Here is a 14,138-nt window from a genome sequence, read left to right as displayed (position 1 = left end):
ACAACGCCTGACGCCGTTTCGCCGGCCTGTCAGGGATGACACAGGGAATCTCACCAACATACAGGGGTGGACAATGATTTACGCAAAACCAAATACCGATGGCGCCGTTGTTAATTTTAAATCGCGTTATGCAAACTACATCGGCGGTGATTGGGTCCCGCCAATCAAGGGACAGTACTTCACGGATACCTCGCCTTGCACCGGTGATCCAATCGCGGAAATTCCACGTTCGACTGCAGAAGATATCGAGCTTGCGCTGGACGCTGCCCACGCAGCCAAAGCCAGCTGGGGGGCAACCTCTGCAACTGAACGTGCCAACATCCTGCTCAAAATCGCCGATCGTATTGAAGCCAATCTCGAATATCTGGCGGTTGCAGAAACCTGGGAAAACGGTAAGGCAGTGCGCGAAACGCTTGCGGCTGACATCCCGCTCAGTGTGGATCATTTCCGCTATTTTGCTGGCGCGATCCGTGCGCAAGAGGGCTCTGCGGCAGAAATTGATGCCAAAACCGTGGCCTATCACATCCATGAACCTCTGGGCGTTGTCGGTCAAATTATTCCGTGGAATTTCCCTCTGTTGATGGCAGCATGGAAACTGGCACCGGCACTGGCGGCAGGCAACTGTATTGTCCTGAAACCGGCGGAGCAGACGCCAACCACCATCCTGTTGCTGATGGAAATCATCGGTGACCTGCTGCCACCGGGTGTGCTGAATGTCGTCAACGGCATGGGGCCGGAAGCAGGACAGGCGCTGGCAACCTCAGAACGCATTGCAAAAATAGCGTTTACAGGCTCTACCGCGATTGGTAACCATGTCCTTCGCTGTGCGGCTGACAACCTGATCCCATCGACCGTTGAGCTGGGCGGTAAATCGCCAAACATCTATTTCGAAGACGTGATGCAGCAGGAAGACGAGTTCATCAGCAAAGCCGTTGAAGGCTGCGTGCTGGCATTCTTCAACCAGGGTGAGGTGTGTACCTGTCCGTCACGCCTGCTGGTTCAGGAAAGCATCTATGATGACTTCATCGCCAGGGTGATTGAGCGTGCGAAATCCATCAAGCACGGCAACCCGCTGGATACTGAAACCCAGGTCGGCGCGCAGGCCTCCAACGAGCAGTTTGACAAGATCAAAGGCTACTTCGATATCGGCCGTGCAGAAGGTGCAGAAGTGCTGCTAGGCGGTGAAGCCGCAGACTTTGGTGGCGGTTACTACATCCAGCCAACCATCCTGAAAGGTGACAACCACATGCGTGTGTTCCAGGAGGAGATCTTTGGACCGGTGGTGAGCGTGGTGACCTTTAAAGATGAAGCGGAAGCGCTGGCGATTGCCAACGACACCGAATACGGTCTGGGGGCGGGCCTTTGGACCCGTGATATCAACCGTGCGTACCGTGTTGGCCGTGCGATTGAAGCGGGTCGTGTCTGGACCAACTGTTACCACCTCTACCCGGCACATGCCGCATTCGGGGGGTACAAGAAATCCGGTATCGGCCGTGAAAACCATAAGATGATGCTCAACCACTACCAGCAGACCAAAAACCTGTTGGTGAGCTACGACATCAATCCGTTAGGTTTCTTCTAACCAGACGCGACGTCCGCTTGTCTGATGGCAGCTGCCCTCCGGTGCTGCCAGAGGCAGGAACATTGCGGGGCAGCAGCCCCGCTTTTTTCACCTGCATAACATAAAAAATGAAGGTGTATCATGCGTTGGCGTAGTGCCCTGACACTGTGGTTGCTTCTCATGTTATTGCCCTTTCTTGTTGCCGCATCTCCCTGGCTGGAAGTGAGTGAGGAAGCCGCTGCACTCTTTCCCAGTGCGACCCGGATGAAAGCGTCGCAAGACGCCTTGCCTGTCACTGACATCTACCAACTCGACCAGCCGATCGGTTATCTGTTTGAAACTGACAACCTCACTAATTTCCCCGGTTTTTCCGGCGACACCATTAACCTGCGGGTTGGTCTCGACACCGAAGGACGGATTGTGGGTCTGGTGCTGCTGGGACACCATGAACCGATTTTCCTGCATGGCCTTGGTGAGAAGCCTCTGGTTGATTTTATCCGTCAGTATCAGGGGTTGTCGCTGAAACAGCAGGTACTGGTGGGAAGCAGTCAACAGCGGATCGCCAGCGACGACATCGTCTATTTTGATGGTGTCACCAAGGCCACGGTGTCGGTGATGGTGGTGCATGACACCATTATTGCGGCTGCGCGTAAGGTGGCGCAGTCACGGCTTTCCGGGTTTGGCTCAGCCACGCAAGCCATCCTGAATACCGAAGATTTCAGTCCGAGAACGCTCGATGCACTTCGCAGCGAAGGGTTGCTGTTTCACTGGCAACTCAGCGATGAAGAAGCAGAAAGCGCACTGAACACCACGCCTGAGCGGATTACCCACGCCCGTGAAGCGTCAGCCAGCGATGATGTGCCATTCCTGGATCTAACCCTCGCGGTACTGAACCCACCACTGGTGGGAAAAAACCTGCTCGGCGAAGGGGAATATACCCGCATCATGAATACACTGGAGCCGGGCGAAATTGCGGTGCTGGTAGGTTCACGGGGTGGCTATCACCATGTGGCGGAAGACTTTGTGGCCGGCACGATTCCCCAGCGGCTGACACTCAAACAGGAAGCCAGCCCGCTGGCACTCCGTGACGCTGATCTTTACCATGCCCAGCCGCCGGTGCTGGCTGTTGATCTGGCACCTTTTGACCGTACCCATGTTTTCACTTTTTCTGATCAGAGTGGCTTTGACCCGTCACTGCCAATCACGGTCGGGATGAATGTTCAGGTGAAAAAGAATTTTCTGGAATCAGAAACCATCGCTGTTTCTACCCGTTACACACTGCCCGAAGCTGTGTTAACCGCGGTTGAGCCGTTATCGAAGCCTTTACCTCTCTGGCAGCGGATTTGGCTGGACAGAAGCTTGGAAATCAGCGTGTTAGCCCTTTATCTCGTTCTGCTGACCGGCGTGTTTGTGTTCCAGCACCGGCTGGCGGTGTTTGGCCAGTTCCTGACGCCGGTAAGGTTGTTGTCTCTTTGTTTTATCATTCTTTTTATCGGCTTTTACGCCCAGGGGCAGCTCTCTGTCGTCAATATCTACACCTTGTTGCTGTCTCTGTGGCAAGGATTTGATATTCAGGTTTTTTTGCTCGATCCCGTCCTGTTCATCCTCTGGAGCTACGTGTTTGTCAGCCTCTTTTTGTGGGGTAGGGGGCTTTTCTGCGGCTGGCTGTGCCCATTTGGTGCGATGCAGGAGTTGGTGGCTGCTGCCGCCGGGAAGCTTCGTATCCGGCAATGGAAGGTCAGTGACCTGCTGCACAGGCGCCTGATTTATATGAAATATGCCGTGCTTCTTGTGTTGGTGATAACGGCGTTTTACAGCCTGTCCCTTGCCGAAACCCTGGCGGAAATCGAACCGTTCAAAACTGCGGTGACCCTGGTATTTGTGCGAAGTGCACCGTTCGTCATTTACGCCGTTTTACTGCTCTTTATCAGTGCCAAAATCCACAAAGCCTATTGCCGGTATTTGTGCCCGTTGGGCGCCGGACTGGCGGTGCTTGGCAGGTTTCGGCTTTTTAGTTGGCTGACGCGTAGGAAGGAGTGTGGCAGTCCCTGCCAACTTTGTGAAAAACACTGTGGGATCAATGCTATCCACAAAGATGGCACCATTGATTACAACGAGTGCGTGCAGTGCTTTGCCTGCCTGGCCATCATCCATGACAACACCCGCTGTGTGGCGGAAAAATACGGGAAACGGCGGCGTAAAAACGGTGCTGTTGGTAAGGCGATTCCGGTAACCATCGCTGAGTCTTCTGTGGAGACAACGCTGCGCCGATCAGGGAGATAAAATCCGTGTCTTAGATGAGAGAAATCATCACAAAGTAGGATTGGTCATTTTTGTTCATGTGCATAGGCTAAATCAGGAGGCAAGTTGTGTCTCGATATATTGGTACAAGGAGCGACAATATGTGGAAGAAGCCTAGCTACACAGAACTCAGACTCGGTTTTGAGGTCACGCTTTACATCAGTAACCGCTAAGTAGCTGATAAACGGGATGCACCTTTCTATAGGGTTAACAGACCCTGGGAGCATCCCGTTTCTATTTTTCCTTTCCACACGGTGACAGGCAGCGAGGTGAATGGATGCAGATCTTGGTGTTAGGCTCAGCCGCGGGTGGCGGGTTCCCACAGTGGAATTGTCACTGCCGGATGTGCCGGTCGGTAAGAAAGGGCGCCAGCCGTGCGGTGCCACGTACGCAATCTTCCATCGCGGTAAGCGATGACGGTGACAACTGGGTCGTGATTAACGCCTCCCCGGATATTCGCCAGCAAATCAATGCATCCCCCCGGCTTACCAGGGTGGAGGGTGCGCGCGGTTCGGCTATCGGCGCGGTGGTGGTGACTGATGCACAGATTGACCACACGACCGGGCTTTTGATCTTGCGTGAAGGGCTGCCGCTTGCGCTTTATTGCACACCGGAAGTGGCGGAAGAGCTCACAACCAGTTATCCCATCCTGTCGATGATGAAACACTGGGACGGCGGCTATGAGACCCACACCGTTGATATCCATTCCCCCGAAGGCTGGCGCATTCCAGCCGTGCCACACCTTGCTTTTCATCCTGTCTCCCTTTCTTCTAATGCGCCGCCGTTTTCGCCTTACCGCAACCGTGCGCGCCCGGGTGATAACATTGGCCTCAAGATTGTTGATACCCGCAGCGGGGCGACCCTGTTTTATGCGCCAGGACTCGGCGCACCCGAAGCGTCTGTGCTTGCGGCGATGGACGAGGCGGATTGTGTGATGATGGATGGCACACTCTGGACCGATGATGAAATGATCCGCGAAGGCGTCGGCACCTCGCTGGGTTCAGAAATGGGCCACCTGTCAGTGTCGGGGGATGACGGTATGCTGGCGCTGATGGAAGGTTTCACCAAGCCGCGCAAGGTGCTCATCCATATCAATAACACCAACCCCATTTTGGATCCAGACTCACCACAGCATCAGGCGGTACTTGATGCCGGGGTAGAGATTGCCTTCGACGGCATGACGATTGAAATTTGACGCAGGGAGGCGCCATGGCAACGGCAATGACGCGAGAGGAATTCCAGCAGGCGCTGCTGGCAAAAGGACAGTACTACCACATTCACCATCCCTTTCATCAAGCCATGTATGCTGGGAAATGCAGTAAAGCGCAAATTCGTGCCTGGGTGGCAAACCGTTTCTATTACCAGACATCAATTCCGGTCAAGGATGCCGCCATCATGGCGAACTGCCGTGACCCGGAAATCCGCCGGGAGTGGGTACAGCGCATTCTTGACCATGACGGCCACAAGAGCCTTGATTGCAAATGGGGCGGGATTGAAGCCTGGTTGCGGCTGGCCGAGGCGGTGGGGCTTAACCGTCAGGATGTGATTGACGAAAAATGGGTGTTGCCGGGGGTACGTTTCGCGGTGGATGCCTACGTCAATTTCGCCCGCCGTGCCACCTGGCAGCAAGCAGCGTGCTCGTCGCTGACGGAACTGTTCGCACCGGAAATCCACCAGTCACGTCTCGATTCCTGGCCCAGCCATTACGCCTGGATTGACCCGGAAGGGCTGACCTATTTCCGCCAGCGTCTCAGTCAGGCGCGCCGTGATGTTGAGCATGGCCTGTCAATCACGCTTGACCATTTCCGGACGGCTGAACAGCAGGCACAGGCGCTCAACATCCTGCAATTTAAGCTCGATATCCTTTGGTCGCTGCTCGATGCCATCAGCATGGCATACGAATTTGACCGACCGCCTTATGTTGGGATCACTGACAAACCGGTCTGGCACCACGCACTTGACCGGTAACCAGAAAACGTACAGGGAGGCGATATGAACAGTGACACGGTTTATCAGCGCAACAGCATGTTCCGGATGCAGTTTGAAAAAGCGCAGGACTGCCATGTCCTGCTTTATCCGGAAGGCATGGTCAAACTGAGCGAAAGCGCCGCTGAAATCCTGATGCAGTTCGATATGCCAAGCTCCGTCACTGCGGCGATCGCACGTCTGGAAGAAAAATTCCCCGGTGTGGATTTGGCCGGGGATGTGAACGAGTTCGTGGAGGTCGCCTGTGACAAAAAATGGCTTGAAACCTGTTAACCCGCCGCTCTGGCTGCTGGCAGAGCTGACCTACCGCTGTCCGCTGCATTGTGCCTATTGCGCCAACCCATTAAACCTTGGCGACCCGGACGACGAGCTTTCTACCGAAGAGTGGTGCCGGGTGCTGGAAGAAGGGCGGGAGCTTGGGGCAGTGCAACTCGGTTTTTCTGGTGGTGAGCCCTTGATGCGCCGCGATCTGGAGCAACTGGTTGCCCACGCCAACGCGCTTGGCTACTACACCAACCTGATTACCTCGGCGGTCGGGCTGAATGAAAAACGCATTCTGGCGCTGAAATCGGCCGGGCTTGACCATATCCAAATCAGTTTCCAGTCCGCCGACCCGGATTTAAGCGATGCCATTGCCGGAAAGCGTCACGCCTTTGAACACAAAAAAGTCATGTTCAAGGCGGTGAAAGATGCAGGGTTTCCTATGGTGATGAATGTCGTGATCACCCGCCAGAACATTGAATCGATTGACGCGATCATGGCGCTTGCGGTTGAACTTGACGCGGATTTTGTGGAGCTTGCCACCTCACAATACTACGGCTGGGCGCTGCACAACCGTGACGCGCTCTTGCCGTCGCAACGCCAGATTGAAGACGCTGAAGGCAAGGTAAACGCACTTCGTGACAGCCAAAACGGTGCCGGGCCCAAATTTATCTTCGTTACTCCTGATTATCATGAAACCCGCCCCAAGCCTTGTATGAGCGGCTGGGGGAACCTGTTCATCAATATCGCCCCGGATGGCAAAGCCCTGCCTTGTCACAGCGCCGCGATGCTGGATTTATCCCATCCAAACGTGAAGGAGCACTCACTTTCCTACATCTGGCAGGACTCAGAAAGTTTTAATCACTTCCGCGGATTTGACTGGATGCGGGAACCTTGCCGAAGCTGTAATGAGCGGGAAAACGATTTTGGTGGTTGTCGCTGTCAGGCGATGCTGTTGACTGGTGATCCGGCGAATGCCGATCCGGTGTGCAGCAAATCCCCGCATCATCATGTGATTGACGAGGCGGTGGCGAAAGCCAATCAGGGCTGTCACAGTGCCGCCTTGGCAAGAACGGTAAAAAACAGCCAAATGATCCTCAGTGTGAAGCCTTAAGGCCAACAGACCCAGGGCGTCGTCAAGTGTAAGGAGCCGCAATGGCGAAACTGCATCCTGCTGCACCGGACTGGTTGCTGTTGCCACCGGACGAACAGCAAATGGACACCGGCTGGGTGGGGTATCGCCATGTCAGTGGTGCCATGCACTGGCACTACGCGGCGTCTGAAGAAGACAGACTGAGCGCTGCCATCGTGATCCCCACCCCGGTGGAGGACGACAGCGGCATTACCCACGCCCTCGAACATATGGTGCTGCGCGGCTCCGCCCGTTACCCAGAGCCGGACACTTTTCTTTCCCTGCGCGCAGAACTGGCGTTGCTGGAATTTAATGCCACCACCCAAAAGGAAAGTACCCGTTTTCATCTGACCGGGTATGACCCGGCTTCTGCACTCCGTGGTATCGGGTTTATGGCCGATTGCGTGATTTCCCCTCAACTGACCGGGGAAGACTTTGAGCAGGAAATAGTGCGGAAAAACGGGGCCGGATGTGACGGCGCACTCTACCGGGAACTGGACGAGTACATGCGTCATACCGGTTTCCGGGACGCCACTGAACAGGCATTGTTAAGCCTGCCCCGTGCGCCGCTTTATGGTGGCATGCCGCAAACCTTGCCTTTGCTGAATATCACTGCACTTCGCCGTTATCACAGTCACTACTACCGGCCTGAGTCCATGATACTGCTGACGTCCGGCAGCTGGCCGATGGTGGCGTTGTGGCGTCAGTTGTCCAAATCGCTCAATAACGTGGGAAGCGCCTTACCTGTCGAGGTGCCTAAGCAAGGTAAATATGCAGACAAACCAGAGCCAGCAGGACGGATTGAAACCCTGACATTGTCGCCACACTGGGCAGCTGCGCTTCATCCCACATTGTGCTCGCCGGAAGGCCAGCAAGCACTTAAGGCATTGGACGTACACCTTCTGCCGCTGACAACTGACTTCCAGCCTGTGCCGGCGCTCCGTTTTCGGTTGGGCGATAATACGGATGCTGAAGCGTTGCAGCGTCATGTTGACGATGTCGCCAGATGCATGCCATCACGCCGTGTCAGTTGGCAATCGGGCTATTTTTCTTTGCAGCAGGGACGGGACATGGCCCGGCGCTGGGGGGACGGTTTGCAACGGCTCTACCATGATTTTTCCATCACGCCGTTTGCGCCGTCTTTCCTGAAAGGGCATACCGGCGATCCGCTGCTGGATGTACCTTATCGGGCGGCTGAAACAGAATGGACTTCTCCTTGTCAGCCGTTGACCCGTCTGGCGATCCTCGGTCGCTGCAATGTACGGGATGAAGAAACCCGGTCGATGCTCAACCAGTGGCTGCTCCTTTGCCAGCAACGTACCCTGCGCTGGGCGTGGATGCGGGGAAAGCCAGTCCTTGGCAGCATGGGGGAGTGGCACTGTGCCAATGCCCAGGTGCTCGGCTACACGGTCGACCTGCCATGTGAGCAGGCCAAGGCATTGCGCCATTTCTGGCACAATCACTTAGGTGCTGATGAAATCAGTGCACTGGCGGGCGAGTGGCACCATACATCCAATGGTATTGAATTTTATGTTGCCGCCAGCGCTCCGGTATTCCGGGCTGGAAGTGTCATGGCAAGCCACCGGGATGACGATGGTGCGATGCATGTGATGCTGTCGTTTCCTCATACCGTCGATGCCGGGGATATTGCCACACTGGGACAAGCGGTGATGGCCAATGACAGGGTGAAAAAACGCCGTCTTTCTGGACGCTGTTACAGCGTTGCGGTGTCGATAGATTTGATGACCTATGAACTGGCGTTTGATTCGGTGGCAGACAGTGATCCGAGTGCCAGCTTTGTGGCCTTGCTCAATGCGATTGAAACGCTGACGAGGCCTATGGAGCGCGCGGTATTGGAGAAATGCTGTCTGGGTGGGCTGGGGCTGGTTTCTGCCCGTTACCGGAAATCCCATGCCTGTTTTAACCGCGCATTGCTTGGCACCGTAGGCCAATCTGTCGCTGTGGATTTTTCGTCTGTCACCCCGTCAAGCCTGGCAACGCTGGCCGCTAAAGTGCTCGTTGCACTCAAACATCCCACCGTCCATTAATGGCTGCAAGCCTAACGCTTCAGGTAGCGGTCAAAGTCGATATTGGTCACCCCCACAACCGCTTGAATGCGGTTATGTACTCCCAGTTTTTTCAAAATGGCGGAAACGTGTGATTTCACGGTGGTTTCTGAGATGTTGAGATCATAAGCAATTTGCTTGTTGGCGGCGCCTTGTGCCATGGATTTCAGCACCAGTAACTGACGGCGGGTCAGGGTGTGCAGCATTTCCGGGGAAAACTGAGGATCTTCTTTACGGCGCTGTGATGTTTCACCTTCCCCCTCAGCACGGATAATATCTGCGGGCAGGTAAACGTGGCCATCAAGGATTTTTTCAAAGGCGTCGCGCATCCTCTCTCTCGGGGCACTTTTGGCGATAAAGCCGACCGCACCGTAAGCAATGGTCTGAAGGATGATCTGTTTGTTGGTTTCGGCGGAAATGATAGCGACGGGAATGGTCGGGTATTGGTTGCGCAGTTCGAGAAGTCCTTTCAATCCTGCCATGCCAGGCATATTCAGGTCGAGGAGAATAAGGTCAAGGTCCGGGTTATCTCCGGCAACGTCCAGCGTGCGCTCAATATTTTCGGATTGCAGAATATCGCATTCCTCGAAGCGTCCATGGATGACTGCGATCAGGGCATCGCGAAACAGAGGGTGATCATCTGCAACGAGAAATTTGTACATAATTCAATCCTTTTTGATACTGCAAACACCGTTTTCCCAACGGAGATTGACATAAAAATCCCCCAACAAAAGGCCTAAAACCCATACTTACCGGATGTTTGAATGTGTTATTCAGTGTAGTGACCCTTATTCCATTTGTAGTGGATGTCGCGTCACAATCTTGACATTTTTGATCTGTAAATTTTTCATTTTTGTAAAATTCATTCCTAAGTATGACGTTGTTGTCCCCTGCTAGCGATTAGACTTACGTTATATGCCCATTGATTCGATGGCATGCTACGTTGTCTAAAAGTGAGCAGGAGAGCCCATGGCAACACGTCAACCTTTTACGCAGTCACGCGCGGTATTCAGCGCCGTGACCTACCAGTTGGATGCCGCGAAAGCCGCACGGGAACTGGCAATGCAGCTCGATGACGAAGATGTCGGCTTTGTGCTTTTTTTCTGTTCGGCGGCGTATGATCTGGATGCACTGGGGCGCGAGATGGGGCAGGCATTCTCCCATTGTGAAGTGATGGGATGTACCACGGCGGGGGAGTTGATGCCGTCTGGCTATGCCAAAAGCAGTATCAGTGCGCTGGGTTTCTCCCGCCGGGATTTCAAGATCTGCGGGCAACGGGTCTCGCTCGATGACTTTGATCTCCAATCTGCCCAACTGTGCGTCAGCCATTTGATGGATGCCTGCCGACAGGACCTTAAGGCACCCATCAACAGTAATACGTTTGTCCTGACTCTGATTGACGGGCTGTCACCCAACGAAGAACGTTTTCTGGTGACGCTGGATACAGCCCTTGGCCGCTTGCCTCATTTTGGTGGCTCCGCCGGGGACGATGTGAACCTTGCCAACACCCACGTTTACAGTGAAGGCGCGTTTCACAGCGAGTCGGCGATTGTGGTGATGTTCAACACTCGCTGCCCGTTTGAGGTGTTCACGACCCACCATATTGAAAGCCTCGGCAGCAAGCTGGTGGTCACCGATGCAGACTGCACCCTCAGGCGGGTGTACGAGTTCAATGCTGAGCCGGCGGCAGAGGTCTATGCGCGTGAAGCTGGCATTGCATTGGAAGACCTACGCCCGGAGATTTATGCCTTGCATCCGCTTGCGGTTCTGATTGGTGATCAGTATTTCGTCCGCTCTATCCAGAAAGTGAATGACGATTTGAGCCTCGATTTTTATTGTGCGGTGGATGACGGCATTGTGGTGACCGCCATGCGCCCCGGCAATTTGTTTGCCGATATGGAGGCCAAGCTCAGTGCCATCCAGTCGCGCATTGGTGAACCTGAATTGACCCTGTCCTGCGACTGTTTTCTCCGCCGGCTTGAAATTGAGCAAACCATGGTGCGTGACAAAGCTAAACAGATGTTCAGCCGGTTCAACATGGTCGGTTTCAATACCTATGGTGAACAGCTTAACGGCATTCATATGAACCAGACTCTCACCGGGGTGATGATCGGCAAACCTTCTCAATCGCCCCCTGGCTACCTTATTGACTTGGCACGCAAGGCGGGCTGACCGTTGAGTGATAGGGAAGCCGAACTGGCTCAACACATTGAAGCACTAAAGGAAGAAAACGCACGTCAGAAGAAGATGATTGACGCCTTGGTAAAACGCGTTGAGCAGGGTGCCAGTGGGCAGGTTGATGCCTGGGGGGCGTTCCAGCACTCCGTGGTGCTGGCCGATCAGGTGCGTGAGAAAACTGAAGAGCTTAACCATGCACTGCACTCTATTGAATCGGCTAACCGTCAGTTAACCCAGGCCAAATTGCAGGCTGAAAAAGCCCACCAGCACTTTATTGATGCCATCGAATCGATTTCGGATGGCTTTGCCCTCTACGATCCTAACCGAGAATTGGTGTATTCCAACAGCCGCTTCCAGCGTTACTGGCAGGACAACGCCATTTCCCTCAATACCCCGTCACTGACGCCAGAGAAAATCCGCCAACTCGCCAAAGAGCGTGGCCTTATCGTGCGGGAGATGCCTGGCAACCGCAATGGTCAGACCCTGAAGCTGCAAAACGGACGATGGCTGCAAATCAAGGAGCGGGAAACCAGTGATGGAGGGATGGTGATGCTCTACTCTGATATCACCCAGCTTAAACAGGCTGAAACGGCCCGTTTTGAGGCGGCAATGGCAGAAAAAAGCCGCATTTTGCAGAACATGGTCGATAACCTGTCCCAGGGCGTGCTGATGGTCAGTAAAATCGGAGATGTGCTGGTATTTAACCAACGCTTCCTTGATATGAGTGGCTTTGACCAATCCCACCTGATGGGAGCTCAGATAGCGCTTCTGGCGGAAGTTTCTCCGCTTACCCTCTGGCGAGTTGGGGGATGTGGACGCCGTCCGCCGGAAGGAGTACGGGTGCAGACCCTGGATGATGGTCGGGTGATTGAGGTGCGAAGCCATGCCATGGACGATCAGGGTTACGTGAACACCTACACCGACATTACCCAGCGGTATCTGGATGCCAAGGAACTTCGTGAAACGGAGCAGTGGCTGCGTTTGATCACCGATAATGTGCCAGCCCTTATCGCGTATGTCGGTGATGATCTCCATTACCAGTTTACCAACCGTGTTTATGATGAATGGTATGGTTTTCCGCGTGGCGAGCTGATTGGCAAACACATTTCGGTCTCCCGCCGCTCGTCGACATTTGAAGCAATGAGACCCTATGTAGAGCGAGCGCTGGATGGGGAGTCCGTGGTGTTTGAAATTGAAGAGTTCAATGCGCAGGGCGAGGCGCGCTACGTAGTGAAAAGCTATGTACCCAACCAGGCCGTCAACGGCAAAATCACGGGTTTTTTTGTGCTCAACTGGGACATTACTGAACGCAGGCAGAATGCCGAGGAGCTTGAGCAGGCATATCAGACCATGGAACTTCGGGTACAGGAACGGACGGCGCAGCTGCAGACACTCAATAACCAGCTTCAGGATGAAGTGGAAGAGCGCCGGATGATCCAGGAGCGTTTGCTGGAAACTAAAAAGGACGCCGAGCGGGCCAATCTATCCAAAACCAAATTCCTCGCCGCCATCAGCCACGATCTGTTGCAGCCTCTCAATGCCGCCCAACTCTATCTGGGCTCCCTGTTGAGCCACCGTATGTCGCCGGCAGCGAGAAAGCTGGTCAGTTCACTGGCGCATTCGCTTGAAGATGTGGAATCTTTGATCACGACACTGGTGGATATCTCCAAACTGGATGCCGGGGTGGTGCGGGCCGATAAACAATCTTTTCCGATCAGTGACCTGCTCGATAACATCGCCGATGATTTCAGCCATGCCGCCGAAGGGACCCGCGTGGAAGTGCGCTATGTGCACAGTTCCTCTTATGTGTATACCGACTCCCAACTGCTGGCACGGATTGTCCGTAACCTGATGACCAACGCCCTTCGCTACACCCCGGGTGGGAAAATCCTGCTCGGCAGTCGCCGGTGCCGTGAAGGGCTGCGAATCGAGGTATTGGATACCGGGGTAGGGATCCCGGAAGACAAGAAAAACGAGATCTTCCAAGAATTTAAACGCCTGACCGCCGAGCAGGATAAAAGCCACACCCAGCTTGGGTTGGGATTGGCGATTGTCGATAAGATTGCCAGCGTGTTAGGGCATGCCATTACCGTCGACTCTGTGCCCGGTGTGGGGTCGCGCTTTTCGGTGCTGGTGCCCTACGGCACGCCGGAAAGGCAAACGCTTCGCAACGTGGAATCACTGGTCACGGATAACAGTGTGGTGCTTCAGGGCGCGCGGGTGTGGGTGATAGACAATGATCCGAACATCTGCCGTGCTATGGAAGAGCTGTTGGTGCGCTGGGGGTGTGAAGTGACCTGTGCTGGTTCTCTGGAAGCGTTACAAATCAGTTGTGATACCGTGCAGGCACCGGTTGAGTTGTTGATTGCAGACTACCATCTCGACAATGACATCAATGGTCTGGCACTGGCCAAAAGTATCAACCAGCAGCGGTTACAGCCTGTCCCGACGGTGATCGTGACGGCCAACCGCAGTGAGGCATTGCAGCATCAGGCCCGGGACTGCGGATTTTTGGTGATGCATAAACCGGTCTCCCCTATGCGGCTGAAAATGACCATGGTGCACTTGCTCCGTGGGGATAAAGAGCCGGTCACAGCCCGTGTTGTATCGTCTCACAATTGATAAGACATGCTGTGGCACATACCCGGTGTCC

11 protein-coding genes are annotated in these 14,138 nt (G+C 54.5%); 10 read left to right on the top strand and 1 reads right to left on the bottom strand.

From position 1 onward, the window contains the following. The first annotated feature begins 73 nt into the window (after positions 1-73). From exaC to VHA_RS10840, 8 genes are all read left to right on the top strand, one after another. On the top strand, positions 74-1,582 hold the full coding sequence (gene exaC / locus VHA_RS10870; RefSeq protein ID WP_005504181.1) for an acetaldehyde dehydrogenase ExaC: 1,509 nt from the start codon (positions 74-76) through the stop codon (positions 1,580-1,582). A 120-nt stretch (positions 1,583-1,702) separates the two neighbouring features. Beyond that, positions 1,703-3,844 (top strand): NosR/NirI family protein, encoded by a 2,142-nt coding sequence (locus VHA_RS10865; protein ID WP_005504179.1) that lies wholly within the window; start codon positions 1,703-1,705, stop codon positions 3,842-3,844. Between the two features lie 119 nt (positions 3,845-3,963). Beyond that, on the top strand, positions 3,964-4,035 hold the full coding sequence (pqqA, locus tag VHA_RS19250; RefSeq protein WP_081796241.1) for a pyrroloquinoline quinone precursor peptide PqqA: 72 nt from the start codon (positions 3,964-3,966) through the stop codon (positions 4,033-4,035). 104 nt (positions 4,036-4,139) lie between these two features. Next, entirely contained in the window at positions 4,140-5,057 is a 918-nt protein-coding gene (gene pqqB, locus VHA_RS10860) for a pyrroloquinoline quinone biosynthesis protein PqqB (protein ID WP_040528650.1), read from the top strand. Between the two features lie 14 nt (positions 5,058-5,071). Further along, a complete protein-coding gene (gene pqqC, locus VHA_RS10855) occupies positions 5,072-5,830 on the top strand; it encodes a pyrroloquinoline-quinone synthase PqqC (protein WP_005504174.1) in 759 nt (252 codons plus the stop codon). A 24-nt stretch (positions 5,831-5,854) separates the two neighbouring features. Further along, on the top strand, positions 5,855-6,121 hold the full coding sequence (pqqD, locus tag VHA_RS10850; protein WP_005504173.1) for a pyrroloquinoline quinone biosynthesis peptide chaperone PqqD: 267 nt from the start codon (positions 5,855-5,857) through the stop codon (positions 6,119-6,121). Then, positions 6,093-7,223: a pyrroloquinoline quinone biosynthesis protein PqqE gene (pqqE, locus tag VHA_RS10845; protein WP_005504172.1), complete on the top strand. Its 1,131-nt coding sequence runs from the start codon at positions 6,093-6,095 to the stop codon at positions 7,221-7,223. Before pqqD ends, pqqE begins: the two co-directional genes overlap by 29 nt. 41 nt (positions 7,224-7,264) lie before the next feature. Further along, on the top strand, positions 7,265-9,289 hold the full coding sequence (locus tag VHA_RS10840; RefSeq protein ID WP_005504171.1) for an insulinase family protein: 2,025 nt from the start codon (positions 7,265-7,267) through the stop codon (positions 9,287-9,289). Positions 9,290-9,300: 11 nt separating this feature from the next. Here VHA_RS10840 and VHA_RS10835 read toward each other — a convergent pair whose 3' ends face one another. Beyond that, the gene (locus tag VHA_RS10835; RefSeq protein ID WP_005504170.1) at positions 9,301-9,969 is read right to left on the bottom strand and encodes a LuxR C-terminal-related transcriptional regulator; all 669 of its coding nucleotides are present in this window, start codon (positions 9,967-9,969) and stop codon (positions 9,301-9,303) included. Between the two features lie 307 nt (positions 9,970-10,276). Between VHA_RS10835 and nosP the strand changes: the two genes are divergently transcribed. Further along, on the top strand, positions 10,277-11,479 hold the full coding sequence (gene nosP / locus VHA_RS10830; RefSeq protein ID WP_005504169.1) for a nitric oxide-sensing protein NosP: 1,203 nt from the start codon (positions 10,277-10,279) through the stop codon (positions 11,477-11,479). Positions 11,480-11,482: 3 nt separating this feature from the next. After that, positions 11,483-14,107, top strand: a complete 2,625-nt coding sequence (locus tag VHA_RS10825; RefSeq protein WP_005504168.1) for a NahK/ErcS family hybrid sensor histidine kinase/response regulator — start codon at positions 11,483-11,485, stop codon at positions 14,105-14,107. Positions 14,108-14,138 lie beyond the last annotated feature (31 nt).

The sequence above is a fragment of the Grimontia hollisae CIP 101886 genome (assembly GCF_000176515.1).
GTDB classification, from domain to species: Bacteria; Pseudomonadota; Gammaproteobacteria; order Enterobacterales; family Vibrionaceae; genus Enterovibrio; species Enterovibrio hollisae.
Note: the sequence above shows the minus strand (reverse complement) of the source record. Positions and strands in the feature narration are given on the sequence as shown.